Consider the following 26,809-nt stretch of genomic DNA (forward strand, 5'->3'; position numbering starts at 1 on the left):
GCACGGCGCGAAGGAAACGTACGGCCTCGTGCCTGGGGAAACCGCCGGAAAGGTCAGCGAGCGGCGGCGGTCGGGCGTTTCCCGTACGCGTGCTTGACGAGTTCGATCAGGACTTCCTTGCCCGATTCCCGCTTGCGCGCGTCACACAGCATGATCGGCACGTCCTGACCGAGGTTGAGGGCGAGCTTGACCTCGTCCAGAGCGAAGACCGGGGCGCCCTCGAAGCAGTTGACCGCGACCACGAAGGGTGTGCCGCGCCGCTCGAAGTAGTCGACGGAGGGGAAACAGTCGGCGAGCCTGCGCGTGTCGGCCATCACGACCGCGCCGAGCGCCCCCTGCGCGAGCTCGTCCCAGACGAACCAGAACCGCTCCTGGCCGGGGGTGCCGAAGAGATAGAGGACGAAGTCCTGGCCGATGCTGATCCGGCCGAAGTCCATGGCGACCGTGGTGGTCGCCTTGGCCTCGATCCCGGACAGGTCGTCCACGCCGACGCTGCGGTCGGTCAGTGTCTCCTCCGTGCGCAGCGGCCGGATTTCCGACACCGCGCCGACCATCGTGGTCTTGCCGACCCCGAAGCCGCCGGCGATCAGCAGTTTGATCGCCTTCGGCATCTTCGGAGGCGTTTTCTGGGGGTCAGAGCGCCCGAAGGCCATCGAGCACCGCCTTGTACATCCGCTCGTCGAGCACGTCCATCTCCGGTTGAGGCTGTTGCACTGCCACGAAGCCCCGGTCGAAAAGATCACCGAGGAGGACCCGGACGATCCCCGCCGGCAGATCCAGATGAGCCGCGATCTCGGCCACCGACGTCGGCCTGCGGCACAGCCGCACGATCGCCTGGTGCTCGGGGTCCAGCCCGATCTCCGCTCCCGTGGTGGGCCGGAGCGTCACCGCGAGCGAGATGAGGTCGAAACGGTCCTGCGCCTCCGTACGGCCACGTGCGATCACGTACGGCCGGATGGTCGGCGCGTCGAGTAAGCGCTCCTCGTCCGGATTCCATTCGGAGTTCACAGGCGAACCTCGCTCCCCGTGGTCCGGTCGATCGTGGTCCGGGCGGGTGAGGTGAGGTACTGCCCGACCCGGACGACGAGCATGGCCATCTCATACGCCACCAGGCCGACGTCGGCGTCTCCCGCGCACAGCACGGCCAGACAGGCGCCCTCACCCGCCACGGTCACGATCAGGAAGGCCGACTTCATCTCCACGATGGTCTGCCGTACGGAGCCGCCCTGGAAGCGCTCGCCGACGCTTCGCGCCAGGCTCTGCAGGCCGGAGGCGACGGCGGACAGATGCTCGGCGTCCTCCACGTGAAGTCCCCGCGAGCCGGCCAGCAGCAGGCCGTCGGTGGACAGCACGATCCCGTGCTCGACCTCGCGGACCCTCGCGACGAGGTCGTCGAGCAACCAGGCGAGGTCCGCGGAGGCCGCGGTCTTCTGCGTCACAGGTTGTCCTCCTCGTCAGTTAGCAGCTTCGCCGCCTCGGATCTGCCGCGCCTCGTCCCCGACTGGAACGAGCCCATGATCTTGCGAATGTCCTCCGGCGAGCGGTCCTCTTCGTCCTCCGTCTCGCCCCGGCGCCTCGGCTCCTCGGCGAGTGCGGGAGCGAGGTTGGCCTGCGGCACCCGGAACGGCAGGCCCGACGGAGTGAACCCGGCCGTGGGCACGGGCTCGTCCGGCCCGTTGCCGCCGGACAGTCCATCGTCACCGGAGACCCCATCGCCACCGGGGAGCGGGGCGCTCGGCACGAGCCGGGGCGGCTCGGGAGCCCTCGGCACGGGAACCACCTCCTGAACTGGTTCGGGACCCGCTCCGGGCGCGCCGACCAGCGCGATCCTCCTGCCCCCGCGGCTCCGCCGCGCGAGACCGGAACCGGTTTCCTCCTCGGGCAGGTCCTCCCCGCCCTCGATGACGAGATCGCGCGGCAGCAGCACGACCGCGGTCGTGCCCCCGTACGGCGACGCCTTGAGCGACACCTTGATGCCGTGCCGCTCGGCCAGGCGGCTGACGACGTACAGGCCGAGCCGGGCGGTGCTCGACAGGTTGAACTCGGGCGGGTCGGCGATCCGCTGGTTGGTCGCCTCCAGGTCCTCGGCGCTCATCCCGAGGCCGCGGTCCTCGATCTCGATCGCGTACCCGCTGGCCACCGTCTGGCCGCCCACCTGCACCGTCGTGTACGGCGGGGAGAACGACACCGCGTTCTCGATCAGCTCGGCGAGCAGGTGGATGACGTCGCCGACCGCGCGTCCGTTGAGCGCGGTCTGCCCCATCGGTATCACGGTGACGCGGGTGTAGTCCTCGACCTCGGCCAGCGCGCCGCGCACGACGTCGACCATCGGCACCGAGCGCCGCCAGGCACGGGCGGGGGACGCCCCGGCCAGAACGATCAGGTTCTCGGCGTTGCGCCGCATGCGGGTGGCGAGGTGGTCGATGCGGAACAGGTCCTTCAGCTCCGCCGGGTCCGACTCGCGCCGCTCCATGACGTCGAGCAGCGTGAGCTGGCGGTGCACCAGCGACTGCGTACGCCGGGCGAGGCTGAGCAGGATGTCGCGGATGCTCTGCCGGAGCTGGGCCTCCTCGACGGCGGTGCGGATGGCGGTCTCCTGCACGGTGTTGAACGCCGCGCCCACCTGGCCGATGACGTCGGGGCCGAAGTCCAGCGGCGGCGCCTCCGCCTTGACGTCGACCTTCTCCCCCTGCGCGAGGCGGGCGACCACGCCGGGCAGCCGCTCGTTGGCCAGTTCGAGCGCGGCCTCGCGCAGCTTCTCCAGCTGACGCACCAGCGCCCGCGCCGTGGTGACCGACAGGATGATCGACGCGATGACCGCCACCAGGCCGAGCACACCGGCCAGCAGGAGACGGGCGACGACGGCGACCGACACGGACGTGGCCCGATCGACCAGCGCGTCACCCGCCTTGTGGACGGCCGCGATCCGCGCGTCCAGGGCCGCCTTGACCACCGGGGTCCACTGCTCGTAGGTGACCGGCGGGGCACCCTGCGCACGCCCCGTCTGCATGACGAGATCTTCCATTTGGCGCAGGCGAACGGAATTAGCGCTCTTGGCCAACTCCTCGTGCGTTTGCATGTCCGCCCGCGGCAGCTCGGCCGTCCCGTCCATTGTGTAGAAGCGCTGGAGGCCGACCAACTGGACAAACTGTCTGGGCTGACCACCGCCGAACCGCCCGGCCGCGAGCGCGCCCGACAGCACCGCGTCCTCCTGCGACAGGAATTCGCGGGCCCGGTTCAGTTTCGTGATGGTCCGGGTGTCCTTGGCGATCTGCTCGTCATCAAGTACGGCCAGCGAGTCGTACATCCGGTAGAAGGAGTCGATGACCTCGGTGTACACGCCGATCGCCTGGAGGGCGTCCACTCGCCCCTCGTCGATCGCCTTGCGGCCGGAACCCAGGTCATCGAGCTGGCGGAAGACCTCGGCGATGCGTTTGTCCAGCGCCTCACTTGACGCGAACTTGACGTCTCCGGCGCTGGCCAGGGCTCGGAACTCAGCCACCGCGGCGTTCGTGTGCGCGCGCTGGACGGCCAGCGTCTGGCGGTCGGCGAGTGACGGGTTGCCCACGTGAACCGCGGAAAGCCGTCGCTCCTGCTGTAGTTCGAGCAGGAGGGTCTCACCGGGTTTCACCAATCCGTTGTTGTAGACGGCCACCCACAGCAGGTTCACGCCATCCCGGACGGTCACCCAGGCGGCGAATGCCCACAGCGCTGTAAGCGACACCAGCAAGGCCGTGACCTTCGTTCGGACACGTGAATTGCGGAACCGCATAGACATTCACCCAGCAAATATCGAAGGGACCGCAGCGTGTATCCAGGCGATTAACTATCGTCGGCTGTTATGTGTGCTGATAGCCGAGCACAAATCGCTGCGTCAGGCTCCGATACCCTAGCAAACACTGTCAAGCGATCTCAACACATTCCGATAAGCCCCCAAAAGGTCATATAAATTCGACACATGTCACGGGGTACCAAGATCATAGGTGAGCGTAGGGGTCCGAGACAACCAACTGCCGGCGAACGAGCTGAAACGCGGCCAGGACGGCGGCGCGCACAATTGCGACGGGAAGGTAGAGGTCCTTGTCGTGCCAGAGCGGCAGGGCGTCCGCCAGATCGGCTTCAAGAAGGTATCGATAGCCCCGGGCTGCCGCATCCCGGCTCCGGGCGTCCGCCCGCGCCTCCGTCATGAGCAGGATATGCAGCGCGTAAGCCGTCTCCTCGGCGGTGCCCTCCCACCAGCCCCAGGAGCCGTCCTCTCGCTGGCCGTCCAGCACCCATCGGACGGCCGCGCGCACGGCGTCGGCCGACTGCTCGCCGCCGAACTCGTTCAAGGCGAGGGCACAGCACAGGGTGGCGTAGAACGGCGAGGCGTGCCATCGGTCGGTCCAGCTGCCGTCCGCCGCCTGGTGGTCGCGCAGCAGCGCGGACAGCTTGCGTATCGCGGGACGATACCGCGCCATCTCGCGGGGACGGCAGGCGACGTACTGCCCGAAGGCGTCCAGCACGTGGGCGTTGACGCTGACCGAGAAGCCTTGCTCCCCGGGCCAGGTGCAATAGTGTGTGCCCGTCTCGAACGCCGCAAGGACACCTGGATCGCACGGCGAGCCCAGCAGCGCTAACGCGTACAGGGCCACGGACGTCGTATCGGCGTCCGACGGCAGCCCCGGCCCGGCGGGAGCGCCGGTCGGGCCGATCATCGCCCTGAGATCCGCCAGCATCTCGGGCGGCACCTCGAAGGGCACCCGGGCGCGGGCAAGCACGCTCAGCACCCAGCTCCGCTCGAAGGCGGTGATGGGGAAGCCGACGGGCACCGGGCCGCCGTGCCGCATGACGACCGCCTCCAGATGCCGGCGGACGGGATCAGCGGGATCGAGCCTGCCACGTTCCCCGAGCCAGGCCGCCGCGGCAGCGGGCGACCCGCCGACCGTCCCGATGGAGGTGGGACGCACGGCGGGAGCTCCGGCGGCCGCGTCCCCGGCCACCTCCAGGGCGTGGAGCAGCTTCTCCGGCACGTCCGAGCCCGACCTGATTCGGGACCTGATCATTTCAAGCTGCCGGTCGTCGCAGCCTGACGGAATCCGCAGCCGCCCACGGGGCATGCCCGGAAGAGCACCAGTGGCCTCGCCCAGGCTGTCAAGACGGACGTTGATGAGATCAACCAGCGAGGGCACGATGAGCTCGATCGCCGGCATGTCGGGCAGGGCCGGCGCGGGATCCTCGTTCAACCAAGCGAACAGGAGGCGCAGCCCTCGGACCGCAGCCGCCGCGAGGGCCTCCCCATCGACGCCCGGCTCGCCGCCCGTGAGCGCGGACAGGATCGCCTCGGTCGCGCTCAGCGTGGGCACCAGCCGATAGCCCTCGACCTGGCCCCAGCCACCGTCAAGTTGCTGGGCGTCCAGAAGGTATTGCACGCGCGCGGTGTGACCGGTGAGCCAGGGAGCCAGGGTGACCATCCGTCCCGTCTCGTACAAGGACGGGGAGACTGTGCCCCAGGGCCGGAATATAAGCCCGGATATCAGCTCGCCAGCCGCGATCGCCACCTCATCGCGCTCTCGTGTCACCACGTGGGTCAGCTCGTCATTACTCACAGCCGTCCCCAATAGTCGGTGATGCCGTAGAAACCCAAGCTGTAGCCGATCTGCCGCTCCAGGTAGGTGACCTCGCGCGGACAGGCGTCGCGCAGCGGCTCCAGGAGCTTGCGGCAGTTGTCGATGAGTTCGGCAACGCGGGCCAGCACCTGCTCCCGGCCGACGCCTAGCATCTGGGAGTTGAGATCGCCCCAGGTCAGGTCGCGCTCGTACGTCGCGAGGTCGTTGAGCAGGCGGAGTATCCGCTGCACCTCGTCACCGGCGGCGCGCAACTCGTCGAAGTGGGCCAGCGCGGCAAGGTCCCCGTTGTAGATCCAGTGGCCGATGTTGACCAGGCTGGAGCCGTAGTTGTCAGCGTTGTCGAGGTACTCCTCAAACGAAGGGAGCGCCGAGTTGTCGCCGGCGGCCCGTGCCGCCTTCCAGTCCCACTCCCGCGCGCTGGCGACAAGCAGCCGTTCCACTTGGTCGCGCCACGCCGAGCCCCACTGCGCGTACCCGGGGGCGGTGGCCAGTTCGTCCCGTATGTCCGCGAGGAACCGTGTCAGTGGGTCGTCGGGAGACGCACCGTCGGCGACCGCGAGGATCCGGCGCGCCACGTCGTCCACTTGGGCGCGCGAGTCCGCCTTGTAGTCAATCAGCCAGTCCACCGCGAAGATCCACAGTGAGGTGCGGTTGGCGATCCTGAGCTGTTCGAAGCTCAGCCACGGCGCGCCGAATGCGTTGGCAAGCGCGACGGCGTTGAAGAGCGTGACATCGAAGGGATCGTCCGGGAACAGGCTCGAATAGGTTGTGCCGCACTCCTGCAGGTCGCGCTGGGACAACGCTGCCACGGCGACAGTCGTGCCCAACAGCTCGGCCGCCCGGAGCTCGTCGATCTCACCGGGGTACTGGTTCATATCCATCTTTCTCACACTCGGCGGCGGGACGCAGCATGACCTGGACCTGCTCGCGGGGACGTAGCGAGGCCCCGATCCGAGGAGTGACGATCTGCGGATCGCACGAGACCGGACGGAACCGGCCGAGGATGTTACCGATGATGAGCTGCGCCTCGATTTCGAACAGGTGCATGCCGATACACATGTGCGGGCCGCCGCCGAAGGGGAAGTAGGCGTATCGGTGCCGGCCCCGGACTCGGTCCGCTGTGAAGCGGTCAGGGTCGAACTCGTACGGGCGGTCCCAGAACGTCTCCAGGCGGTGAGTGGCGTACGGACTGAGGAGCACCGTGTCACCGCGCCGCAGCGCCACCCCGCCCACGGTCTGCGGGGTCATGACCAGTCGGTTGAAGACCCAGGCCACCGGGTGCAGGCGCAGCATCTCCTGGATGACGCGCTTCATGTAGGGGAGCTCGGCGAGGTGGGCGCCAGTCACGCGCCCGCCGCCCACGACCTCGTCGATCTCCGCGTACAGTCGGGCCGCGACGTCCGGGTTGGCGGAGAGGATGGGCCACACCCACGTGAGGGCGGAGGCCGTGGTCTCTATCCCGCTGGCGAACATCGAGACGAGATTGTCACGAATCCACTGATGGCTGGGTTTGCGGCCGTCCAATTCCTGCGCACGGCAAAGGACCGAGACGATGTCCTCACTGCCGTCGTTTCCCCGGTACTTCTGTGCGAGCGGGAAGAACACCTCGTCGAATTTCCGTACGGCGTCCCGAAAGGCTGCGTCCCCCGGCATCGGCACCCACTCGGGCACGAACGGCAGAAGAAACCGGAAGACTACGGAGGTGCCGATCGAGTCAAGGGCGGTGACCAGTCGCTCGGCCTCCGCCATGGTCACCTTGTCGCCGAAGAATGTTTGGACGATCGTCCTGGTCACCGTGCGGTTGATGGGACCCGCCATGTCAATCGGCTGCCCGATGTCGAGCTTCCCACTCCATGCCTCGACTTCATCGGCGATCACGCCCGCCATTCGCTCAGTCAGCGAATCTACGTGCCGAGCCGTGAAAATCGGCTGGAGCACTTTTCGACTCCGCTTCCATTCCTGACCGTCCGACACGATGCTGTCGCCGAAGAAGCGCCGTAAAGGCCGCCAGAAGACGCCGTCGCGGGCATAGCTGGCGGAATTGCTGCGCAGAATCTGCTGAATGTGGTCCGGATGGGTGACCAGGTACGGACGGAAGGGACCCAGATTGAGCCGGACGATCTCGCCCCCGGAGGTCGCCCCGATCTCGACGAGAGCGTTGACGGGGTCGCGGAGGAGCGAAGGGAGAACGTGACGGAGAGGAATGGTTCTGGCACTCCGAGCGGGCTCGGAGGCGGTTTCGGTCGGCATTACGGGTGCCCCCACCTGCTAACGCGTGTCCACGCAGCAGGGAAAATTCCAGGCGCAGGCGTCCGTCGGCACATTCCAGGACTGCTCGCCGTGCCCGTCAACTGCGCGGACGTGGATTACTTTCTCGGCTCTGCTCAGACAGTCGGCAAGCGCCTGCGAAGAACTGCGCCCGTTCCCTCACACCTCATCTCTCGCGGTGACGAGCTATATCGGCCCCGGTGATGTCACTCGCGAAGTATCACATAGTGCACGCTGATTGATCAACAACGCAGGCAAGTGACACTTCTGTGCCGCTTTAGGCAGACTCTGCCATGGGGAGCATTACCTGACGGGCAAGGATGGCGTGACGTGGGGTAACAGAAGGGCCGGGCCTCGCGGCCCGGCCCTTCACGACGCGTCGTCAGGAGTGGCTGGTCACCAGCAGCGCGATGCCCACGAGGATGACGATGGGGATCAGCCACACCACGACCTCGCCGAGGAACTCCTTGTACATGGGGACCGAATCCTCTCGGTGACGTGCGGAAAGTTAACCCTGAGCAGCATATTCGCTCCTGCCGGGCGGGGGAACACGGCACCGTCCCCCTCGCCGGGCACGGCAGCGGCCGGTCTGTCGGCGGAGGCCCACGGGCCGGAAGCGATGCCCGCCCGCGCCGTGGGTCATCGGATGAACCGTACATGCATCCCCACTGGTCAGGACTTCTCCCGCGCCTCGTCCCTGGGCCGGGCGACACGCGCTGCCTACCATCGCGCCGGACAGGACGAGGGAGAGTGCGATGTCGAAGAGAAGTGCCTTGGTGGCGGCCCTGCTCCTGGTGCTCGGGCTGCTCGTCGCCCGGCCCGCCGAAGCGGCCGCCGTGCGGATCATGCCCCTGGGCGACTCGATCACCGGTTCACCCGGCTGCTGGCGGGCCCTGCTGTGGAACAAGCTGCAGAACGGCGGCTTCACCGGCATCGACATGGTGGGCACGCTGCCCGCGCAGGGGTGCGGAGTGCCGTACGACGGCGACAACGAGGGCCACGGCGGCTATCTCGTCACCAACGTCGCCGACCAGAACCAGCTCCCGGCCTGGCTCTCGGCGACCCGTCCCGACATCGTGATGATGCACTTCGGCACCAACGACGTGTGGAGCAACAAACCCACCGCGACGATCCTCGCGGCCTACGGCAAACTCGTGGACCAGATGCGGGCGAGCAACCCGACCATGAAGATCCTGGTCGCCCAGATCATCCCGATGAACCCGGGCACCTGCCCCGAGTGCGCCCAGCGGGCCGTCGCCCTGAACAACGCGATCCCGGGCTGGGCCGCCTCGAAGACCACGGCGGCCTCCCCGATCGTGGTCGTCGACCAGTGGACCGGCTTCAGCACGAGCACGGACACCTACGACGGGGTGCACCCCAACGACAGCGGCAACCAGAAGATGGCGGACAAGTGGTATCCCGCTCTGTCGGCGCTGCTCGGCGGCGCCCAGCCGTCCCCCAGCCCGAACACCAGTCCGAGCACCAGCCCGAGCCCGTCGCCCACGCCGTCCCCGTCACCCTCGCCGGGTTCCGCGGGCTGCACCGCGACCTACACGATCACCAACCAGTGGGGCGGCGGCTTCCAGGGTGAGGTCACGGTCAAGAACACCGGTGCCGCTCCCACCCGCGGCTGGACCGTGACCTGGACCTTCGCCGGCGGGCAGCAGGTGACCCAGGCGTGGGGCGGCACGGCCACACAGAGCGGGGCGAAGGTGACCGTGAAGAACGAAAGCTGGAACGGCTCCCTCGGCGCCGGCGCGAGCGTCACCTTCGGTTTCATCGCCTCCTGGAACGGCTCCAACCCCGCCCCCGTGCCCGCCTGCGCGGCCGCCTGACCCGGTCGGGTTCATCGGATCACTCGGCCTCCGGGCCGGCCTCACCGATAGCCGGTGACGTCGGCCGGGAGGCCGCGGTCCTGGACCTCCACCATGTATCGCCAGCAGTCCGGCCGGCTGCCGTCCACATCGGTGAAGCCGTACACCTGAGCCAGTTGGCCACTGGACAGCGACTGCCCGTTCCAGCGGGTCACCTCCGGATCGGCGGCCAGGGCCGCCACGGCGCGGCCCACGAAGGCCGGGGACTCGGAGATGGCGAAGTGCGGCTGCCGGTCCAGCGCGTCGCGCCAGTTGGCCTCCGTCACGCCGTAGTGCCCCAGCATGATCTCCGAACGGAGCCAGCCCGGCGTGAGCGACACCGCGGTCGCGCCGTGCGGCGCCAGCTCCTTGGCCTGGGCGAACGCCATGCGGTTCACGGACGTCTTCGCGAGGTCGTAGAAGAACGAGACGCGATAGTTGGCCGCGTTGTACTCCGCCGTGCCGTCGGTGACCTCGACCACCAGTCCGCCCGGCTTGCGGATCAGCAGCGGCAGCGCGTAGTGGCTGGTGATGATGTGCGTGTCGATCGCCAGCCGCAGGATGCGCAGGCCGTCGTCGAGCGAGTGCTCCCAGAGCCGGTCCTTCCAGCTGAACAGCAGCTCGCCACCCCAGATGTCGTTGACCAGCACGTCGAGCGCGCCCTGCTCGGCGTCGATCCGCTCGACGAGGGCCCGCACCTGCTCGCGGTCGAGGTGGTCCACCGGCACCGCGATGCCCCGCCCGCCGGCGGCGGTGACCAGCTCGGCCGTCTCCTCGATCGTCTCCGGCCGGTTCATCTCCGAGCGCCGCTCGCGGGTGCTGCGGCCGGTCACGTAGACCGTCGCCCCCGCCGCGCCCAGCTCGACCGCGATGCCGCGGCCCGCTCCCCGGGTCGCCCCGGCGACCAGTGCGACCTTCCCCTCCAGGCTGTCCGTCATGAGACGCCATGCTGGCACACGCCACCGACAAAAACGGGGCCCGCGGCTTGGCCGCGATCTCTGGGGGCAGCGCGTGCTTTCAGCTAGGGTGCTGATCGCGATCCCGGAGGAGGACGGCATGAGCGAATATGCAGCGACTTTTCAACTTATCGACACCGATGGGGACGGGCGTATCTCCGCAGAGGAGCTCGTCCGCCTGATGGAGGTGCTCGGCCGGCCGCTCACGCTCGAGGGAGCGCAGGGCGCGATCGGCAGGGTCGACGCCGACCGCGACGGCCTGATCGACCTGGAGGAGTTCGGCGCCTGGCTGAGTGCGGGCTGAGCGGGCACTGAAAGGCGACGACGAGTTCTGGGGCACGGTGTCCCCGGGCGTCGCGAGGCTGCTGCGTCCTCATGTGGCCGACGTCGCGGACCGGATGATCGCGGAGATCCAGCAGCGGGTGCCCGAATACGCCCGCCCTGAGGACGAGGTCTACATCAAGGTCCTGCGGCTGTCGGTCAACCAGGCGCTGCGGGGGTTCCTGGAACGCATCGAGAACCCGCGGGCTCCGTGGGATCCCGAGGTCTTCCGTACGATCGGCAGGGGCGAGGCGGCCGAGGGGCGTGACCTCGAGCCCCTGCAGACCGCGATGCGGCTGGGCGCACGGGTGGCCTGGCGGAGGCTCACCGAGCAGTCCGAGCAGCTGGGCCTCGATCCGAAGACGCTGTACGACCTGGGCGAGGCCATCTTCGTCTACCTCGACCAGCTCGCCGAGGCGGCGGCCCGGGGTTTCGCCGAGGCGCGGGCGCACGCGGCCGGCGAGGTGGAGCGCCGCCGCCGACGGCTGCTCGACCTGCTGCTGACCCGGCCCCCGGCCTCGCCGGAGGCCGTCGCCGACCTCGCCAGGACGGCCGGCTGGCGGCTCCCCCGTACGGTCGCGGGCGTGGCCCTCGAGGAGCACGACGGCGGCTCCCCCCTGCCGGTGCTGCCGCCGGACGTGCTCGCCGGGCTCGACCGCAACCTCCCGTGTCTCGTGGTGCCGGACCCCGGCGGCGCGGGGCGCGTGCAGGCGCTGGAGAGCGCGCTGCGCGGCTGGCGGGCCGCGATCGGCCCCGCCGTGCCGCTCGCCGCCGCCGCGAACTCACTCGGCTGGGCGCGGGAGGCCCTCGATCTCGGCACCCGCGGCGTCCTCCCGAGGCCCGGGCTGCTGCGCTGCACCGACCACATGGCGACGCTGGTCGTCTTCAAGGACGAGGATCTGGTGGCCGCGCTGGCCGAGGTGCGCCTCGCGCCACTCGCCCACCTGCGCCGGACCCAGCAGGACCGCCTGGCCGAGACCCTGCTCGCCTGGCTGCGCCACGGCCGGGGCGTCGCCGAGGTCGCCGCGGCGCTCCATGTGCACCCGCAGACCGTGCGGTATCGGCTGCGTCAGATCGAGCAGCTGTACGGCGACGCGCTCGCCGACCCCGACGTCCGGTTCGAGCTGGAGATCGCGCTGCGCGCCCGGCAGGCCCGCGTGGGCCCGCCCGGCGACGCCTGACCGCACGGGGTCGCTAGGCGGTCGGCCCGCCGCTGGTCCGCAGTCCCCGGGCCGCCGGCCGCTCGTGCAGGCCGAACCGCGCCTCCGGCTCCCGTGCGCCGTCGAGGATCTCCGCCACGTATCCGGCCAGGACCGGGGCGTGCTTGAAGCCGTGCCCGGACTCGCCGCCGAGCAGCCAGACGCCGTCCTCGATCTCCGCGATGATCCATTCGGCGTCCCTGGTCAGCGCGTACTGGCAGACCTGGCTGAACACCACCGGCGCGCCCACCAGCGACGGGAACCTCCTGGCCAGGTAGGCGCGCGCCTGCTCCTCGGTGTGCCGGAGCACCCGCCTGCCGCCGGTCTCCGGGTCGTACGGCTCGCCCTCGGCGTCGCCGGTGACCTTCATGCCCATGCCGTCCAGGTCGCCGTGCCCGTACGCCGCCAGGTCGTAGTCGCAGAACGCGGGCAGCGGCGGCGTGGTCCAGTCTCTCGGCACGCCGAAGTGGAAGGTGTCCTGGCGCGTCACCCGCACGTGCCCCGCCTCGTGCGGGAACAGCCACGGCAGCCACGCCCCGCACGCCCACACCACGCGGTCCGCCGTCAGCACCTCGCCGTCCGCCACGACCCCCACCCCTCGCGCGTACGGCACGGCCCGGGCGCGGACCTGCCGGACGCCGGCGACGCCGGCCAGGTGCGCGGTCGCCTGCGTCGCCCGCCGGGCCCGCAGCACCCCGGCGTTCGGCTCCCACAGCACGAAGGCGAGATCGTCGCCGCGCAGACCGGGGAAGCGCCGCGCCGCCTCGGCCGGGTCGAGCAGCTCGCAGGGGATGTCCAGCCGCTCCAGCACCCGGGCGCTGCGCGTCTCCCATCCGTCCGGGTCACGGGCGAACCACATCAGGCCCGACTCGACGTACAGGTCCTCGCCGGTCCTCTCCTCCAGCCGCCGCCAGGCGTCGCGGGCCCGCCAGGCCAGGCGCGGATACCAGTCGTCCGAGCCGTGGGCGCAGCGCAGCAGGCGGGTCTCCCCGGCGCTGGCCTGGCGCACGTGCCCCGGCGCGTACTGCTCGACGAGCGTGACCCGCCAGCCCTCGTCGGCCAGTCGCAGCGCCAGCGACGCTCCCCAGATCCCCGCCCCCACCACGATCGCCGACTTCATCGAACCTGAGCCACGGCCCCCCATCAGAACCTCGGCAGGGGACCGTCGCCTTCAGACGACGGGGGAATGCCGTCCCTGACTGGTCTTCTCTCCGGGCTCATCACAAGCTCCTTTCACTGGTGGATCAGATGGGCGGTGCTTGCATGGTGATCTTGTGACTCCTCAGGTGCGCGCCACCCCGGTGCGGCGTGCGCCCTCGGGCACCACGTGGTGTGGTGCCCGAAGTACCGCCATCCCGTTCTGGGTGGCCGCCAACATGACCCGGTCCGCGTCCGGCACGATTGAACAACCCGGGCGGAACGTCGCGGCCAAGTCCGGGCTGAACCGGAGCATCCTGGACGCGGGGTGGGGGGTGTTCCTGTGTGTGCTCGCGCACAAGGCTGAAAGCGCCGGTCGTGAGCTGATCGCAGTGAACCCCGCCAACACCTCCCGCACCTGCTCGCGGTGCGGGCAGGGCGCGAAGGACAACCGCCTCACCCAAGCCGAGTTCGCCTGTACGGTGTGCGGGCACGCCGCACACGCCGACGTGAACGCGGCGATCAACATTCTCAGGGCAGGGCTTGCCCTTCGTGACGCTGCGGAAGCGGCCTAGCGAGAAGCCGCTCCCTTCAGGGAGCGGAGGAGTCACGTGATCGTCCAGTCCTTCCAGAATGACCGGCAGGATGGTCCCTCCCAGCCCCATCCCGGTCCCCGATCTGTCTCACATCAGCGGCCCGAGATGGAAGCTGAGAAGGATGTCGCTGATGCGGTAGATCTTACGTTTGAATCCTCTCTCATCCTTCGTGACCGGAATCAAGCGCTCGACCAGCCGGGGTTCGACAAGGGTCTTCCGGAGACGGCTCCGGCGGCGCCGGGTCGCATGTGAGTACCCGCATCGGCGCGCCGGTGTGGCGATAATCGGAGACATGATGGCGGCCGAGTCGGCGCAGACGCTCGAACGGGGCTTACGGCTGTTGCGGCTGCTGGCCGACGCGAACCGGGGCCGCACGCCGACCGAGCTCGCCCAGGAGCTGGGCCTGAGCCGGCCGATCGTCTACCGGCTCCTGACGACGCTGCAGGCCGAGGGCTTCGCCCGGCGGGACGCGCACGGCCGCGTGCACCTGGGCTTCGCCGTGCTCGCGCTGGCGCAGGCCGTGCATCCCCTCCTGCGGGCGGCGGCGCTGCCGGCTTTGCGTGCGCTCGCGGAGCAGGCGGGGGCGACCGCGCACCTGACCGTGGCCGAGGGCGATGAGGGCCTGGCGGTCGCGGTGGTCGAGCCGTCGTGGACCGACTTCCACGTCGCCTACCGCGAGGGCTCGCGCCACCCCCTGACGCGTGGCGCGGCCGGGCTGGCGCTGCTCGCGCTGCGCGAGGGCCGTACGGAACCGCCGGTGCACACGAGCAGCGGGCAACTCCAGGAGGGCGCACAGGGCATCGCCACCCCGGTCAGGAACCTGCCGTGGCTGGACGCGTCCGTCGGCGTGGTCAGCTTCGCCGACCTCGACGCGGACAAGGTCGGCCCGCTGGTCCTGGAGGCCGCCGACCGGCTCGCGACCGCCCTGTCCGAGCCCCCGCGCTGACGGTCACCACTTCAGCAGTCGCGGATCGGCGAAGTTCGTGTTGTCGACGACCACGTCGGCCCGCCCCAGCGGATCGGCCTCCGCGATGTAGATGCGCTCGGCGGGCAGATAGCGGTGCAGGTGCAGCGCCTCGGCCTCGGACCCGGCCCAGTCCTGGTCGCGTTCCGCCCCGCGGCGCACCGAGGTCTCCGGCGACACCTCCATCCGGACGCGCAGGTCCCAGTACGCGTCGATCTCGGGGCGGAACGCGAAGACCCCGTCGACGATCGTCACCGAGCCGGGCGCGGCGGTCGTCCGCACCGACGAGTGGTCCACCTGGGTCAGCGGGTCGATCGAGCACAGCGCCACGTCCCCCGAGCCGTCCGGCCCCGCCGGTTCGAGCAGCAGGGCGATCGCCGCGTCGTAGTCGTAGGCGTTCCGGTAGTACCCCTCGCCCGACTCCCGGTCGTACAGGTGCCGGTCGCGCCACGGCCGCTTGAAGTCGTCGAGGCTCGCCCGCAGCACCGGACGCCCGGCCCGGGCGAGGTGCTCGGCGAGCTCGTGGCCGAAGCTCGTCTTCCCCGCCGCCGTGAGCCCGTCGACGCCGACGCGCAGGCGGCCCGGCCCGAGGGCCAGCACGCGCTCGGCGATCCGCCCGGCCAACGCCGTACGCGCCGGGGAGGCGGGCGGGGGCGACGGCTGCCGCCAGGTCGAGACGGACAGGTGGATCTCCGCTGTGCTCATGGCCGACAGCTTGACATTCCCGGCGGCATGGCGAATCGTCGTACATATATAGGACACTGGCGTCCGATTAGCGGACGAACGGTCCCATGGACCAGCACGGGAGGCCCGATGCCGTACTACCGCGTGGTCGGCGAGGTGCCGCGCAAGCGCCACGTGCAGTTCCGCACGCCCGACGGCGGGCTGTACAAGGAGGAGCTCATGGGAGAGGAGGGCTTCTCCTCCGACTCCTCGCTGCTCTACCACCGCCACGCGCCGACCGCCATCGTCAAGGCCGAGGCCGTGGACGCGGGAGCGCCCGGCCTCACGCCCAACCTGCCGCTGTCTCCGCGTCACTTCCGCACCCGCGATCTGACGCCCGACGGCGACCTGGTCTCCGGGCGGATGCTGCTCGCGGGCAACTCCGACGTCCGCATCTCGTACGCCGCGACCGAGACCCCCAGCGAGCTGTACCGCGACTCGATGGGCGACGAGTGCGTCTACATCGCGGGCGGCCGGGCCCGCTTCGAGTCGGCGTACGGCGCGCTGGACGTGGCCGAGGGCGACTACGTCGTGATTCCGACCGGGACGATCCACCGATGGGTGCCCGAGGGCCCGGTGACCGCGCTGGTGATCGAGGCGGCCGGGCACATCAGGCCGCCGAAGCGCTACCTGTCCCAGTTCGGCCAGTTCCTCGAACACGCGCCGTACTGCGAGCGTGACCTGCGCGCGCCGGCCGAGCCCCTGCTCGTGGACGGGGAGGAGGTCCCGGTCCTGGTCAGGACGCGGGGCGGGCTGACCAGGCTGACCTACGCCCACCATCCGTTCGACGTGGTCGGCTGGGACGGCTGCCTCTACCCCTACGCGTTCAACATCCGGGACTTCGAGCCGATCGTGAAGCGCACCCACGCGCCGCCGCCGGTCCACCAGACCTTCGAGGGCCCGGGCTTCGTCGTCTGCTCGTTCTGTCCCCGGCCGCTGGACTTCCACCCGGAGGCCGTGCCGATCCCGTACAACCACCACAACGTGGACTCCGACGAGTTCATGTTCTACGTGGGCGGCGACTACACGGCCAGGAAGGGATCGGGCATCGACGTCGGCTCGATCTCGCTGCACCCGGCCGGCTTCACGCACGGCCCGCAGCCGGGCGCTGTGGAGGCCGCCGTCGAGGCCGTAAGGAAGGGCCACACCGAGACGACCGAGATGGCCGTCATGCTCGACACGTTCCGGCCGCTCGACCTCGGCCCGGCCGCGCTCGCGTGCGAGGACCCCGGCTACGCGTGGACGTGGGCGAGATGAGCTTCGGGCTCGGCAACCTGCCGTACGGGGTGTTCTCCCGGCCCGGGGAGCCCCGCAGGGTCGGCGTCCGCGTCGGGGACCACGTCCTCGACCTCGCGGCCGCCCTCGGCGGGGACGTCTACGCGGCGCCCAGCCTCAACCCGCTGCTCGCCCTGGGCCGTACGGCCTGGCAGGCGACGCGGGCACGGGCACGCGAGGCGGCGGCCACGGGCGACCACCTGATCCCGCTGGCGGAGGTGACCCTGCACCTGCCCGTCGAGGTGGCCGACTACGTGGACTTCTACGCCTCGCTGGAGCACGCGTCGAACCTCGGGCGGATGTTCCGGCCGGACGACGAGCCGCTGAAGCAGAACTGGCGGCACCTGCCCGTCGGCTACCACGGGCGGGCGGGCACCGTCGTCGTCTCGGGAACGCCGATCAGGCGGCCGTGCGGGCAGCGGCCGTCGTTCGGCCCCTCGCAGAAGCTCGACATCGAGGCGGAGGTCGGCTTCGTCGTCGGGGTGCCGACGGGGCTCGGCGAGCGCGCCGGCGCGTTCGAGGACCACGTCTTCGGGGTCGCGCTCGTCAACGACTGGAGCGCCCGCGACATCCAGTCGTGGGAGTACGTCCCGCTCGGGCCGTTCCTGGGCAAGTCGTTCGCCACCTCGATGTCCGCGTGGATCACGCCGCTCGACGCCCTGGAGGAGGCCAGGGTCGAGGGCCGGTCGCAGGACCCCGAGCCCCTGCCGTACCTCGCCAGGCAGGCGCCCTGGGGGCTCGACCTCACACTGCGCGTCGGGCTCAACGGCGAGACGGTCTCGACGCCGTCGTTCCGCGACATGTACTGGACGCCCGACCAGATGCTCGCCCACATGACCGTGAACGGCGCCCGCCTCCGCACCGGCGACCTGTTCGCGAGCGGGACGGTCTCGTCGATCGGGCAGCCGGGCTCGCTCATCGAGCTGACCTGGAACGGCGTGGAACCGGTCAAACTACCCAACGAGACCCGGACCTTCCTGGAGGACGGCGACACCGTCACCATCACCGCGTGGACCTCGCACGGGATCAGCCTCGGCGAGGTCTCCGGCACCATCCTTCCCGCTACTTAGCGTAATTCTGTCGTCACCTCTCGCTATCTTGGGTGCCCGTGAAGCCATCCTGGGTGCCCGTGGGGTCGCGTGCCCTGCCTCCCGCCGCCCGCGCCCTGCTCACGGTGCCGCTGCTCGCGGTGCTGCTCGCGGCCTTTCCCGCGCTCGTCGCGGGCTGCGCCGTGCGGGTGCCGCCCGCGCCGCGCATCGTGATCACCCCGGCCTCCGGCGCGGCGGCGGTGCCTCCGGAGGGTGGCCTGGTCGTCAGGGCGCAGAGCGGCACGCTGACCAGCGTGCTGGCGTTCGCGGGGCGCGAGGCGGTGCCCGGCGCGTTCGACGAGACCCGCACGGTGTGGCGGTCGTCGTGGACGCTGCGCCCCGGCGAGCAGTACGTCGTCAACGCCGTCGCGACGGGCGCCCAGGGCGTCACCGCCCGGGTCGCGGGCCGGTTCCGCACCCTCACCCCGCGGCATGAGGTCGCCGTCGCCTCGATCGTCCCGTACGACGGGGAGACCGTGGGCATCGGGATGCCGATCATCGTGACGTTCACCGGGCCGGTCGAGGACCGCGCGGCGGTCGAGCGGGCGCTGGAGGTCCGGGGCCCGGCCGAGGGCGCCTGGCGCTGGACGAGCCCCACCCGGGTCGTCTACCGGCCGCGGACGATGTGGCCGGCGAACAGTGACGTGCGCGTCACCGCCCACCTCGCCGGCGTCCGCGCCGCCCCCGGCACGTACGGCGCCGCGGACCGGAGCGTCGCCTTCACCGTGGGACGTGCCATGGTCAGCACGGTCGACACCCGCGCCCACCAGATGGTGGTGCGACAGGACGGCAGGGTGGCCCAGCGCATGCCGATCAGCGCCGGAATGGCCACCACCAGGGAGTACACGACCACGAGCGGGACCCACCTGACGATGGACAAGGGCAATCCGGTCCGCATGGTGTCCCCGGGCCGCCGCAAGGGCGACCCCGGCTACTACGACAAGCTCATCGACCACGCCGTACGGATCTCCAACAGCGGCGAGTACGTCCACGCGCTGGACAACGTGTGGGCACAGGGCCGCGTGAACGTCAGCCACGGCTGCGTGAACGTCCGCCCCGACCAGGCGCGGTGGTTCTACGAGCACGCGCTGCGCGGCGACCCCGTCATCGTCACCGGCACCACCCGCGCGCTGGAGTGGGACAACGGCTGGGGCTACTGGCAGCTCTCCTGGCCCCGGTGGCTGGCCGGCAGCGCCCTCCGCCACGAAACCCCTGCCGCCTCTTCCTGACAGACGTGACCGCACCCGGGTCAGCGGCCTGTATTACGGTCGAGTCATGGCAGTGACGATCGATCTAGCCCTTTACTGTGCCAATGCGCGACTGCTCGCCGAGTTCTGGAAGTCGGCGCTCGGCTATGTCGAGGAGATCCCGGCCGCCCGGTACGGGACCGGTGAGGAGTCGTTCGCGCGGTTCGACGTGCCCGCCGGCGACGACGGGGCCCTGCTCTGCGACCCCGAGGGGGCCGGCCCCCGGCTCTCCATCCTTCCGGTCGCCGACCGGGGGACTGCGGCGGACAACCGGCTCCACATCGACGTCCGGGTGCCGGCGGACGGCACGGCCGCCGACCAGTGGGAGCGGATCAGAGCGGAAGCCGCCCGGCTGGTGCGTGCCGGCGGCACGATCGTCGCGACCTTCGACGACCACGTGCTGATGGCCGACCCGGAGGGCAACGAATTTCGCGTCACCGTGGCTCCCGCATGAGGCCCGCATCCCTGGGACGGCGCGGCCGTACGCGTTAGGTTGGAGGAGGAACCGGACCCGAGCGGTGTTCGTTCATTGCTTTGGAGGCGGCAATGGACCCCTGGATCGTGTGGCTCATCCTGGCGGCGGTGCTGGGTATCGCGGAGATCTTCACGCTGACCGCGGCTTTGGGGCTGCTGTCCATCGCGGCCCTGCTCACGACAGTGGTCGCGGTCGTCGGGCTGCCGCCCGCGATTCAGCTCGCCGTGTTCGTCATCGCCTCCGCCGCCGGCCTCGCCGGGGTGCGCCCGATCGCGCTCCGGCACATCAAGCAGCCGCCGCCCCGACGCTTCGGGGTGTCCGCGCTGGTCGGCAAGTCCGCCTACGTGACCAAGGAGGTCACGGGCAGGGACGGCCGGGTGCGGATCGGCGGCGAGGAGTGGTCGGCCCGCGCATACGACGAGACGCTCGTGATCCCGCCGGGGGCCACGGTCGACGTCATAGAGATCGAGGGCGCCACCGCCCTTGTGTATCCCCGGGAGTAGGTATGGACGCAGCAGTGATCGCCGGAATCGTCATCGCGTTCGTCGCGATCCTGACGGTGCTGCGGGCGGTCCGCATCGTGCCGCAGGCCAGAGCCGCGAACGTCGAGCGCCTGGGCAGGTACTACCGCACGCTGGGCCCCGGTCTGAACTTCGTCATCCCGTACATCGACAGGGTCCGCCCGCTGCTGGACCTGCGTGAACAGGTGGTGTCGTTCCAGCCGCAGCCGGTCATCACCGAGGACAACCTGGTGGTGGACATCGACACGGTGCTGTACTTCCAGGTCACCGATCCCCGGGCGGCGGAGTACGAGATCGCCAACTTCATCCAGGGCGTCGAGCAGCTCACCGTGACCACGCTGCGCAACGTCGTCGGCGGCATGGATCTGGAGAAGACGCTCACCTCCCGCGACATGATCAACAGCCAGCTGCGCGGCGTGCTCGACGAGGCCACCGGAAAGTGGGGCATCCGGGTCAACCGGGTCGAGATCAAGGCGATCGACCCGCCGAAGACCATCAAGGACGCCATGGAGAAGCAGATGCGCGCCGAGCGGGACAAGCGCGCGGCGATCCTCACGGCCGAGGGCCAGCGGCAGTCGCAGATCCTCACGGCCGAAGGTGAGAAGCAGAGCTCGATCCTGCGCGCCGAGGGTGAGCGCACCTCCCAGATCCTCAAGGCCCAGGGTCAGTCGCAGGCGATCGACGAGGTGTTCCAGGCCGTGCACCGCAACGACCCCGACCCCAAGCTGCTCGCCTACCAGTACCTCCAGGTGCTGCCCCAGCTGGCCCAGGGGCAGGGCAACACGTTCTGGGTGATCCCGAGCGAGGTCACCTCGGCGATGCAGACGCTGTCGAAGGCGTTCACCGAGTCGCTGCCCGCCAGCCGGGCCACCGGCGCGGACGGCAGGGGACCCGGGCTGAGCGCGGCGGGCAGCGAGGCGGTCGCGGAGGCCGAACGCGCCGCCGCCGAGGCCAAGGCGGCGGCCGAGGACAGCGAGTTGGGGCCGCGCCAGATCGAGGCCCGGCGGGCCGACGCCGGCGCGGACGGCATCCCCCTCGCGGGCGACGTCCCTCGCGGTGCGGGCGACGTCCCGAACCCCGACCCGGCCCACGCCGTACGCCCGGACGAGCGTCCGTAGTCCACGGTTCAGACCATGTCCAGATAGGCGGCGAGCTCGTCCGCCGAGGATGTGGAGATCCCGACGTAGCCGTCCGGCCGGACGAGGGTGTGGCGCTCGCCGCCGTACGGCTCGGCCGGAGCGTACGCACGCACCTCGGGGCCACCGGGGACGCGGGGAGCGGGATCGGGTGACAGGAGGGTGAAGTGCGGGCCCCGCAGCAGGTCGAACACGCGGGCCCGCGTCCCGTCCGCCAGCGGGAGCGGGCCGTCCGGCACCCGGTCACCGCCGCGCCGGGCGAGTGAGCCGCCCCGGTAGCTCAGCGAGAGCTGATAGGTGTCCTCGTCCCGCTTGTACGACTTCTTGTCCAGCAGATCCACGCTGAGGCCGAGCACCCGGGCGGCGACGGGCCTGCGCTCCTCCTCGTAGGTGTCCAGCAGCCTCTCCGGCGCCCCGGCGAGCACCCGGGCGAGCTTCCAGCCCAGGTTGTAGGCGTCCTGGACACCGGTGTTGAGCCCCTGCCCGCCCGTCGGCGGGTGCACGTGGACGGCGTCCCCTGCCAGGAAGACCCGGCCGGAGCGGTAGCGGTCGGCGAGGCGGACGTTCACCCGGTAGAGGGAGGACCACAGCAGCTCGGTCAGGCGCACTCCGCGCACCATCGACCGCTCCGCGAGAATCCGCTGATATTGGGACAACGTCTGTTCCGGCGTGACTCCCGGCTTCAGCGAGGCGAGCATCTGGAAGGTGTCGGTGCCGGCCATCGGGTAGAGCGCCACCATCCCCTTTCCCGGCCGCACCCAGACATGGATGTGGTCCCGGTCGAGCCCCTCGGCCCGCACGTCGCCCAGGGCCATCCGCTGCTCCTCGCGGGTCTCGCCGGTGAAGCCGATGCCGAGCGCCTTGCGCACGGTGCTTCTGCCGCCGTCCGCCGCGACCAGGTGACGCGCCCGCACGGTCTCTCCCGTGCCGAGTCCGGCGGTCACCCCGTCCGCGTCCTGCTCGAACCCGGTCAGCGCGGCGCCCTGCTCCACCCTCCCGCCCAGCTCGGCCAGGCGCTCGCGCAGCACCGCCTCGGTGCGCCACTGCGGGTGCATCAGCACCGCCGGGTACGGCACCGCGTCCGTGGCCTCGGCGGACCTGTGCATGCGGGCCTGCCAGATCGGCACCCGGCCGATCCTGACCCGCAGCGGCGGGTAGGGCGTCGCCGCCGCCAGGATCGGGCCGATCACTCCGAGGTCGTCGAAGATCTCCTGCGTACGCGGTTGCAGGCCCTTGCCCTTGGAGCCGGTCGCTTTGGCGCCGGCCGCGGGCCCGGGAGCCCGCTCGACGATCCGGCAGGCGACGCCCCGGCGGGCCAGGTCCACGGCGAGGGTGAGGCCGGTCGGGCCGGCGCCGACGATGAGTACGTCCGTGTTGTCGTGCATGCCCCGACCGTGCCGGACCGCTCTGCCGGATCCCTGTCAGGCGCCTGCCGCGCCCTGTCACCGCCGATCCCGATCAGCCCGATCCCCGTCACCTCAGTGCGGCACGAACGGCTGGGCGACGTCCAGCAGGACGAGAACCAGCCCGGCCAGCGCGAAATAGCGCAGTTTGGGCTGCTCGGCGCTCGTCCGCCGCCACACTGTCACCAGGCCCGCCGCCAGGCCGAGCGCCAGCGCCAGGTGGGCGGCGTACCACAGCGGGAGCGGCACCTTCGCCAGGATCGTGTCGAAGAACAGGTCGTCGGGCAGCGCGTACCCGGTGACCACGGCCAGCGCGCCCGCCCCCAGCAGCACCGCCCCGGCCGCCATGCGCCGGAACACCTTCCCGGCCACCAGGCGCAGGACGAGCACCAGCAGGAAGAGCCACGACGACGAGTGGTGCAGCTGCCGCGCGTACAGCCCGTAAGGCTGGTCGATGCTGATCCGCAGCTCCGAGGCGTACGCCTCGCTCATCGGGACTCCGCGCAACGGCTCGTACGAGCCGTGGTACGTGGTGGACGCGTTGTGCGGACTGTAGAAGTACGCGAGGTAGGCGCCGCTGAGCACGACGACCGCGAAGCAGGCGACGAGCGCGGCGGTCGTGAGCGTCCTGTACAGCCTCATTCGGCATAGTCCACCACGAATCCCACTCCCCTTGATCCTTTTTGCCCCACAACCGACTACACGATCACGGCGGGGTCAGGAGGCGGCGCGGGTGATGCGGTCGGCGAACCTGGCGTAACGGGCGAGTTCCTCCCTCGCCGGCGTCACGACCAGTTCCCGGGCGACCCGTTCGATGCCGGTGCGCAGGATCCGGGCGGCGCTGCGGGCCCTGCGCCGCCCGCCGATCCAGGCGAACACCCGGCACAGCAGCGCGATCAGCACTCCCGCCAGCGCGCCGCCCAGCAGGAGCACGGTCGGCCACGGCGCCCGGCCGACCGTCGGAGTCGGAAGCTCGGGCAGCATGAGGTAGTTCATCGCGAAGCGCACGAGCAGCCAGATCGCGCCCACGGCCATCACGGCGACGGTCAGCCACTGCGCCGTCCCCGCCAGGCGCCACCACCGGGGGGACCCGGAGACCCCGCCCGAGGTGGCCGCGGCCACCGTGCGGTCCAGGGCGTCGGTCAGCTCGCCCGACCGCGACCGCGCCGCGTGCCGTACGGCTGTCGCCCACGGCTCAGGCACCGCCGCCGAGGTGGCGGCTCCGACGTCGCGCAGGGCGGTGTCCACGGCCGAGACCTCCACGGCGGTGGCCGCGGGCAGCGAGGAACGGGCGCCCTTGACCAGGTGGAGGCGGCGCAGCGGATCGGGCCGCAGCCTGCGCACCCAGCGCGTCACCGGCCAGCCCGTCGCGGCGACCGAGCGGTGCCGGTGCGATTTCGCCACGGCCTCGACCACGACGGGCACCCCGGCCGCCTGTGCCAGCGCCCGCGTCAGGGTCCTGCTCACGGCGGCCTCCTGCGGCACCTCCCCGGTGACCGGGGGCCGCGGGTCCGCCGAGAGCCGGGCGGCGGCCGAGGCCACGTCGGCGGCGAGACGGGACGACCAGGCGCGGCGGCGGGATACCTCCCGGCCGAGCAGCTCCCTGAGCTCGGACACGCCCTGCCCCGTACGCGCCGACACGGCGAGGATCGGCACGCCTTCCAGCCCGTCGGCCGCCAGCAGGCCGCGCAGGTCATCGAGGCAGCGCTTGACGGACCGCTCGGGCAGCCGGTCCACCTGGTTGAGCACGACGACCATGACGTCCCGGTGCCGGGCGAGCGGGCGCAGATACCGCTCGTGCACGGCCGCGTCGGCGTACTTCTGCGGGTCGAGCACCCAGATCAGCAGATCCACCACGGCGACCAGGCGGTCGACCTCCCCGCGGTGGGACAGCTCGATGGAGTCATGGTCGGGCAGGTCCAGCAGGATCAGTCCCGACGCGTCGCCCTCCACCGTGTGGCGCAACGGGACGTCGAGCCAGTCGAGCAGCGGTCCCGAGCCGCCCGCGCCCCACAGGGCCGCCTGCGCCTTGGCGGTGGTCGGCCTGGTCACTCCCACCGTCGCCAGATCGGTGCCGGACAGGGCGTTGAACAGCGACGACTTGCCGCTCCCCGTCGCTCCGGCCAGGGCGACGGCGGTGTGGTCCACCGACAGGCCCCGCCGTACGCCGGCCCGGGCGACGACGGCGCGGGCGTGGTCCACGGCCTCCTGGCCGAGCCGGCCCTCCGCCAGGTCGGCGGCCTCCGCGAGCGCCTCCAGCCGGTCGTCCAGCGACACCTCGGCCTTCCTGCCCAGGAGCTTCACAGGACGCCCCTCTCCTGTACGGCCTTGGCGGCCTCCCGCAGCCGGGGGGCCGTGTCGGCGGCCGGACCCAGCCCCTCGACGAGGGAGGTGAAGCGGTCGCGCTCCTCGTCGAGCAGCGCGCGGACGCGCCGCCGCAGGTCCTCGCGGGCCTCCTGGGTCAGCGTGCGCACGGCCTGGTCGCCGAAGACGGCTTCGAGCAGTTTCTGGCTGAGCACGCCGGTGCCGCCCGCGATGCCCAGCTCGATGCCGGTGATCCCCCCGGTCGTGGAGAACACCGCCAGCATGATCAGCACGCCCAGGCTGTTCACGCCGAACGACGCCGCCCGGGCGAGCGTGCGCCGGTCGGCGCCCTCGGAGCGGACGAGGTCGAGCACGTGCCCCTGCCAGTCGCGTACGGCCGTGCCGGCCTTGCGGGGCAGATCGGCGGACGCGCGGCCGAGCCGGCCGGAGACGGTGACGCCGGACTTCTCCAGCAGGTCGCGCCCTGCCGGCAGGGCAAGCCACGCCTCGACGGCCCGCTCGGCGGCGGCGTCGGCGGTCGCGCGGATCAGCGACTCCACACCGCTCTCCAGTGCGACCCGCAGCTCCCTGTCGGGCGCCGGACGGCCCCGGAAGGCGGCGGCGAGGCGGTCGCGCAGCCAGCCGATGCGGGACTCCAGGGCCCGCATGAGATCGCCGGTGCCGACGAAGTCCTGCCAGCGGGCCAGCACCTCCCCGCGCAGCAGCCTGCCGTCGCGCATCCCCTCGTCGAACGCCGACATCGCCACGTCGTACGCCCTGCCCGCGATGTCGCGCAGCTCGGCGATGCCCGCCCGCTGGCGCTCCACCCGGTCGGCCAGATCGGGCACCCGGGTGCCCAGGCTGTCCAGGGCCCCGGTCAGGGTCCGCCGTACGATCTCGGCCCGCGCCCTGGCGTCCACGGACAGGTCGGCGAGCCAGGTCGCGATCGGCTGCACGACGTCGGCGGGCAGCCGGGCGCGCTCCGACGGCAGCGCCAGCTCGGGAACGGTGAACAACGGCGTGCCGCCCAGGCCGTTCTCCCGCAGCAACCGCGTCAGATCGGCGGTCACGGGCGCGGACGCCTCCGCCGGGACCCGCTGGAGGATCACCGCGAGCGCCGTGCTCCGCTCCCTGGCCAGGCGCAGGAAGCTCCACGGCACCTCGTCGGCGTACCGCGCGGCGGTCGTGACGAACAGCCACAGGTCGGCCGCGGCGAGCAGCTGCGCGGCCAGCTCGCGGTTGGCCGTGACGACCGAGTCGATGTCGGGGGCGTCGAGCAGCGCCATCCCGGGGGGCAGGGCCTCCACGGGGGCGATCCGCAGGGTCCCGGGCTCACCGCGTCCCCCGCCGGACGGCCCGCCCGTCACCCTGGCCAGCCCGGGCAGGACCATGGTGGAGGTGAACCAGGCGGCGTCGGCCGGATTGCACACCAGCGTCGGCGCGAGCGTGGTGGGCCGCAGCACTCCGGGCTCGGTCACGGTCGTCCCGGCCAGCGAGTTGACCAGGGTGGACTTGCCCGCACCGGTGGAACCGCCGACCACCGCGAGCAGCGGCGCGTCGATGGCCGCGAGGCGGGGCAGCAGGTAGTCGTCGAGCTGCCCGCGCAGCTCCCCCAGGACGCGCCGGTCGGCCGCGGCGTCCCCGATCTCCAGGGGGAACAGGTCCTGATCGAGGTAACGCCGCAGGCTCTCCAGGGCGGCCCGCAATCTGTCGTTCCCCGCCATACTTCCGGAC

Annotated in this window: 25 protein-coding genes; 11 read left to right on the forward strand and 14 right to left on the reverse strand. The window is 71.0% G+C overall.

Going from position 1 to position 26,809, the window contains the following annotated elements:
* Positions 1–53: 53 nt before the first annotated feature.
* The 7 genes from ACQPZZ_RS36380 to ACQPZZ_RS36410 all read right to left on the reverse strand — a co-directional run bounded on the left by ACQPZZ_RS36380 (position 54) and on the right by ACQPZZ_RS36410 (position 7,859).
* Positions 54–653, reverse strand: coding sequence for a GTP-binding protein (locus ACQPZZ_RS36380; RefSeq protein WP_363643575.1), 600 nt, complete (start codon positions 651–653; stop codon positions 54–56).
* On the reverse strand, positions 634–1,008 hold the full coding sequence (locus ACQPZZ_RS36385; RefSeq protein WP_363643573.1) for a DUF742 domain-containing protein: 375 nt from the start codon (positions 1,006–1,008) through the stop codon (positions 634–636). Before ACQPZZ_RS36385 ends, ACQPZZ_RS36380 begins: the two co-directional genes overlap by 20 nt.
* The gene (locus tag ACQPZZ_RS36390) at positions 1,005–1,439 is read right to left on the reverse strand and encodes a roadblock/LC7 domain-containing protein (RefSeq protein ID WP_363643571.1); all 435 of its coding nucleotides are present in this window, start codon (positions 1,437–1,439) and stop codon (positions 1,005–1,007) included. The genes ACQPZZ_RS36385 and ACQPZZ_RS36390 overlap by 4 nt, the downstream gene beginning before the upstream one ends.
* Positions 1,436–3,724 (reverse strand): sensor histidine kinase, encoded by a 2,289-nt coding sequence (locus tag ACQPZZ_RS36395; protein ID WP_432934662.1) that lies wholly within the window; start codon positions 3,722–3,724, stop codon positions 1,436–1,438. The genes ACQPZZ_RS36390 and ACQPZZ_RS36395 overlap by 4 nt, the downstream gene beginning before the upstream one ends.
* Positions 3,725–3,977: 253 nt before the next feature.
* Positions 3,978–5,588: a prenyltransferase/squalene oxidase repeat-containing protein gene (locus ACQPZZ_RS36400; RefSeq protein WP_432926608.1), complete on the reverse strand. Its 1,611-nt coding sequence runs from the start codon at positions 5,586–5,588 to the stop codon at positions 3,978–3,980.
* Complete coding sequence (locus tag ACQPZZ_RS36405; protein WP_432926610.1) at positions 5,585–6,490, reverse strand: terpene synthase family protein; 906 nt, start codon at positions 6,488–6,490, stop codon at positions 5,585–5,587. Before ACQPZZ_RS36405 ends, ACQPZZ_RS36400 begins: the two co-directional genes overlap by 4 nt.
* Complete coding sequence (locus tag ACQPZZ_RS36410; protein ID WP_432926612.1) at positions 6,465–7,859, reverse strand: cytochrome P450; 1,395 nt, start codon at positions 7,857–7,859, stop codon at positions 6,465–6,467. The genes ACQPZZ_RS36405 and ACQPZZ_RS36410 overlap by 26 nt, the downstream gene beginning before the upstream one ends.
* 773 nt (positions 7,860–8,632) lie before the next feature.
* Here ACQPZZ_RS36410 and ACQPZZ_RS36415 point away from each other — a divergent pair.
* Positions 8,633–9,712: a cellulose binding domain-containing protein gene (locus ACQPZZ_RS36415; protein ID WP_432926614.1), complete on the forward strand. Its 1,080-nt coding sequence runs from the start codon at positions 8,633–8,635 to the stop codon at positions 9,710–9,712.
* A 41-nt stretch (positions 9,713–9,753) separates the two neighbouring features.
* Here the strand turns inward: ACQPZZ_RS36415 and ACQPZZ_RS36420 are convergent, their stop codons facing one another.
* Positions 9,754–10,668, reverse strand: a complete 915-nt coding sequence (locus ACQPZZ_RS36420) for an SDR family oxidoreductase (protein ID WP_432926616.1) — start codon at positions 10,666–10,668, stop codon at positions 9,754–9,756.
* Between the two features lie 118 nt (positions 10,669–10,786).
* Here ACQPZZ_RS36420 and ACQPZZ_RS36425 point away from each other — a divergent pair, with 118 nt between their 5' ends.
* Both ACQPZZ_RS36425 and ACQPZZ_RS36430 read left to right on the forward strand, forming a co-directional pair.
* Positions 10,787–10,990 (forward strand): EF-hand domain-containing protein, encoded by a 204-nt coding sequence (locus ACQPZZ_RS36425; protein WP_432926618.1) that lies wholly within the window; start codon positions 10,787–10,789, stop codon positions 10,988–10,990.
* Positions 10,980–12,188: a PucR family transcriptional regulator gene (locus ACQPZZ_RS36430; protein WP_432926620.1), complete on the forward strand. Its 1,209-nt coding sequence runs from the start codon at positions 10,980–10,982 to the stop codon at positions 12,186–12,188. Before ACQPZZ_RS36425 ends, ACQPZZ_RS36430 begins: the two co-directional genes overlap by 11 nt.
* Positions 12,189–12,201: 13 nt before the next feature.
* Here the strand turns inward: ACQPZZ_RS36430 and ACQPZZ_RS36435 are convergent, their stop codons facing one another.
* Complete coding sequence (locus ACQPZZ_RS36435) at positions 12,202–13,326, reverse strand: NAD(P)/FAD-dependent oxidoreductase (RefSeq protein WP_432926622.1); 1,125 nt, start codon at positions 13,324–13,326, stop codon at positions 12,202–12,204.
* A 154-nt stretch (positions 13,327–13,480) separates the two neighbouring features.
* Between ACQPZZ_RS36435 and ACQPZZ_RS36440 the strand changes: the two genes are divergently transcribed.
* Together ACQPZZ_RS36440 and ACQPZZ_RS36445 are read left to right on the forward strand one after the other, a co-directional pair.
* A complete protein-coding gene (locus ACQPZZ_RS36440; protein ID WP_432926624.1) occupies positions 13,481–13,918 on the forward strand; it encodes an RNA-guided endonuclease InsQ/TnpB family protein in 438 nt (145 codons plus the stop codon).
* A 313-nt stretch (positions 13,919–14,231) separates the two neighbouring features.
* Positions 14,232–14,885, forward strand: coding sequence for a helix-turn-helix domain-containing protein (locus ACQPZZ_RS36445; RefSeq protein WP_432926626.1), 654 nt, complete (start codon positions 14,232–14,234; stop codon positions 14,883–14,885).
* Between the two features lie 3 nt (positions 14,886–14,888).
* Here the strand turns inward: ACQPZZ_RS36445 and ACQPZZ_RS36450 are convergent, their stop codons facing one another.
* A complete protein-coding gene (locus ACQPZZ_RS36450; RefSeq protein WP_432926628.1) occupies positions 14,889–15,608 on the reverse strand; it encodes a uridine kinase in 720 nt (239 codons plus the stop codon).
* Positions 15,609–15,716: 108 nt separating this feature from the next.
* On the opposite strand from ACQPZZ_RS36450, the gene ACQPZZ_RS36455 reads away from it, so the two are divergent.
* The 6 genes from ACQPZZ_RS36455 (at position 15,717) to ACQPZZ_RS36480 (ending at position 21,350) form a co-directional block, all read left to right on the forward strand.
* The gene (locus tag ACQPZZ_RS36455; RefSeq protein ID WP_432926630.1) at positions 15,717–16,883 is read left to right on the forward strand and encodes a homogentisate 1,2-dioxygenase; all 1,167 of its coding nucleotides are present in this window, start codon (positions 15,717–15,719) and stop codon (positions 16,881–16,883) included.
* Positions 16,880–17,971 carry a fumarylacetoacetase gene (gene fahA / locus ACQPZZ_RS36460; RefSeq protein ID WP_432934664.1) on the forward strand — a complete coding sequence of 364 codons (1,092 nt, stop codon included), beginning with the start codon at positions 16,880–16,882 and terminating at the stop codon, positions 17,969–17,971. Before ACQPZZ_RS36455 ends, fahA begins: the two co-directional genes overlap by 4 nt.
* 38 nt (positions 17,972–18,009) lie before the next feature.
* Positions 18,010–19,218, forward strand: coding sequence for an Ig-like domain-containing protein (locus ACQPZZ_RS36465; protein ID WP_432926632.1), 1,209 nt, complete (start codon positions 18,010–18,012; stop codon positions 19,216–19,218).
* 46 nt (positions 19,219–19,264) lie between these two features.
* A complete protein-coding gene (locus ACQPZZ_RS36470) occupies positions 19,265–19,690 on the forward strand; it encodes a VOC family protein (RefSeq protein WP_432926635.1) in 426 nt (141 codons plus the stop codon).
* 92 nt (positions 19,691–19,782) lie between these two features.
* On the forward strand, positions 19,783–20,214 hold the full coding sequence (locus ACQPZZ_RS36475; RefSeq protein ID WP_432926637.1) for an NfeD family protein: 432 nt from the start codon (positions 19,783–19,785) through the stop codon (positions 20,212–20,214).
* 2 nt (positions 20,215–20,216) lie between these two features.
* Positions 20,217–21,350, forward strand: a complete 1,134-nt coding sequence (locus tag ACQPZZ_RS36480; protein WP_432926639.1) for an SPFH domain-containing protein — start codon at positions 20,217–20,219, stop codon at positions 21,348–21,350.
* An 8-nt stretch (positions 21,351–21,358) separates the two neighbouring features.
* Here the strand turns inward: ACQPZZ_RS36480 and ACQPZZ_RS36485 are convergent, their stop codons facing one another.
* The 4 genes from ACQPZZ_RS36485 to ACQPZZ_RS36500 form a co-directional block, all read right to left on the reverse strand.
* Complete coding sequence (locus tag ACQPZZ_RS36485) at positions 21,359–22,753, reverse strand: FAD-dependent oxidoreductase (RefSeq protein WP_432926641.1); 1,395 nt, start codon at positions 22,751–22,753, stop codon at positions 21,359–21,361.
* A gap of 93 nt (positions 22,754–22,846) precedes the next feature.
* On the reverse strand, positions 22,847–23,413 hold the full coding sequence (locus ACQPZZ_RS36490; protein WP_432926643.1) for a hypothetical protein: 567 nt from the start codon (positions 23,411–23,413) through the stop codon (positions 22,847–22,849).
* Between the two features lie 75 nt (positions 23,414–23,488).
* Positions 23,489–25,075, reverse strand: coding sequence for a YfjP family GTPase (locus ACQPZZ_RS36495; RefSeq protein ID WP_432926645.1), 1,587 nt, complete (start codon positions 25,073–25,075; stop codon positions 23,489–23,491).
* Positions 25,072–26,799 carry an ABC transporter gene (locus ACQPZZ_RS36500; protein ID WP_432926647.1) on the reverse strand — a complete coding sequence of 576 codons (1,728 nt, stop codon included), beginning with the start codon at positions 26,797–26,799 and terminating at the stop codon, positions 25,072–25,074. Before ACQPZZ_RS36500 ends, ACQPZZ_RS36495 begins: the two co-directional genes overlap by 4 nt.
* Positions 26,800–26,809: the final 10 nt, after the last annotated feature.

This window comes from Microbispora sp. CA-135349, assembly GCF_050947365.1.
Taxonomy (GTDB): Bacteria; Actinomycetota; Actinomycetes; order Streptosporangiales; family Streptosporangiaceae; genus Microbispora.

Excerpts from the sequence above, each read along its gene's own strand:
- ACQPZZ_RS36380 (WP_363643575.1), bottom strand. The coding sequence starts at position 653 with ATGGCCTTCGGGCGCTCTGACCCCCAGAAAACGCCTCCGAAGATGCCG.
- ACQPZZ_RS36405 (WP_432926610.1), bottom strand. The coding sequence starts at position 6,490 with ATGGATATGAACCAGTACCCCGGTGAGATCGACGAGCTCCGGGCGGCC.
- ACQPZZ_RS36410 (WP_432926612.1), bottom strand. The coding sequence starts at position 7,859 with ATGCCGACCGAAACCGCCTCCGAGCCCGCTCGGAGTGCCAGAACCATT.
- ACQPZZ_RS36415 (WP_432926614.1), top strand. The coding sequence starts at position 8,633 with ATGTCGAAGAGAAGTGCCTTGGTGGCGGCCCTGCTCCTGGTGCTCGGG.
- ACQPZZ_RS36420 (WP_432926616.1), bottom strand. The coding sequence starts at position 10,668 with ATGACGGACAGCCTGGAGGGGAAGGTCGCACTGGTCGCCGGGGCGACC.
- ACQPZZ_RS36425 (WP_432926618.1), top strand. The coding sequence starts at position 10,787 with ATGAGCGAATATGCAGCGACTTTTCAACTTATCGACACCGATGGGGAC.
- ACQPZZ_RS36435 (WP_432926622.1), bottom strand. The coding sequence starts at position 13,326 with ATGAAGTCGGCGATCGTGGTGGGGGCGGGGATCTGGGGAGCGTCGCTG.
- ACQPZZ_RS36445 (WP_432926626.1), top strand. The coding sequence starts at position 14,232 with ATGATGGCGGCCGAGTCGGCGCAGACGCTCGAACGGGGCTTACGGCTG.
- ACQPZZ_RS36450 (WP_432926628.1), bottom strand. The coding sequence starts at position 15,608 with ATGAGCACAGCGGAGATCCACCTGTCCGTCTCGACCTGGCGGCAGCCG.
- ACQPZZ_RS36455 (WP_432926630.1), top strand. The coding sequence starts at position 15,717 with ATGCCGTACTACCGCGTGGTCGGCGAGGTGCCGCGCAAGCGCCACGTG.
- fahA (WP_432934664.1), top strand. The coding sequence starts at position 16,880 with ATGAGCTTCGGGCTCGGCAACCTGCCGTACGGGGTGTTCTCCCGGCCC.
- ACQPZZ_RS36470 (WP_432926635.1), top strand. The coding sequence starts at position 19,265 with ATGGCAGTGACGATCGATCTAGCCCTTTACTGTGCCAATGCGCGACTG.
- ACQPZZ_RS36475 (WP_432926637.1), top strand. The coding sequence starts at position 19,783 with ATGGACCCCTGGATCGTGTGGCTCATCCTGGCGGCGGTGCTGGGTATC.
- ACQPZZ_RS36480 (WP_432926639.1), top strand. The coding sequence starts at position 20,217 with ATGGACGCAGCAGTGATCGCCGGAATCGTCATCGCGTTCGTCGCGATC.
- ACQPZZ_RS36485 (WP_432926641.1), bottom strand. The coding sequence starts at position 22,753 with ATGCACGACAACACGGACGTACTCATCGTCGGCGCCGGCCCGACCGGC.
- ACQPZZ_RS36490 (WP_432926643.1), bottom strand. The coding sequence starts at position 23,413 with ATGAGGCTGTACAGGACGCTCACGACCGCCGCGCTCGTCGCCTGCTTC.
- ACQPZZ_RS36500 (WP_432926647.1), bottom strand. The coding sequence starts at position 26,799 with ATGGCGGGGAACGACAGATTGCGGGCCGCCCTGGAGAGCCTGCGGCGT.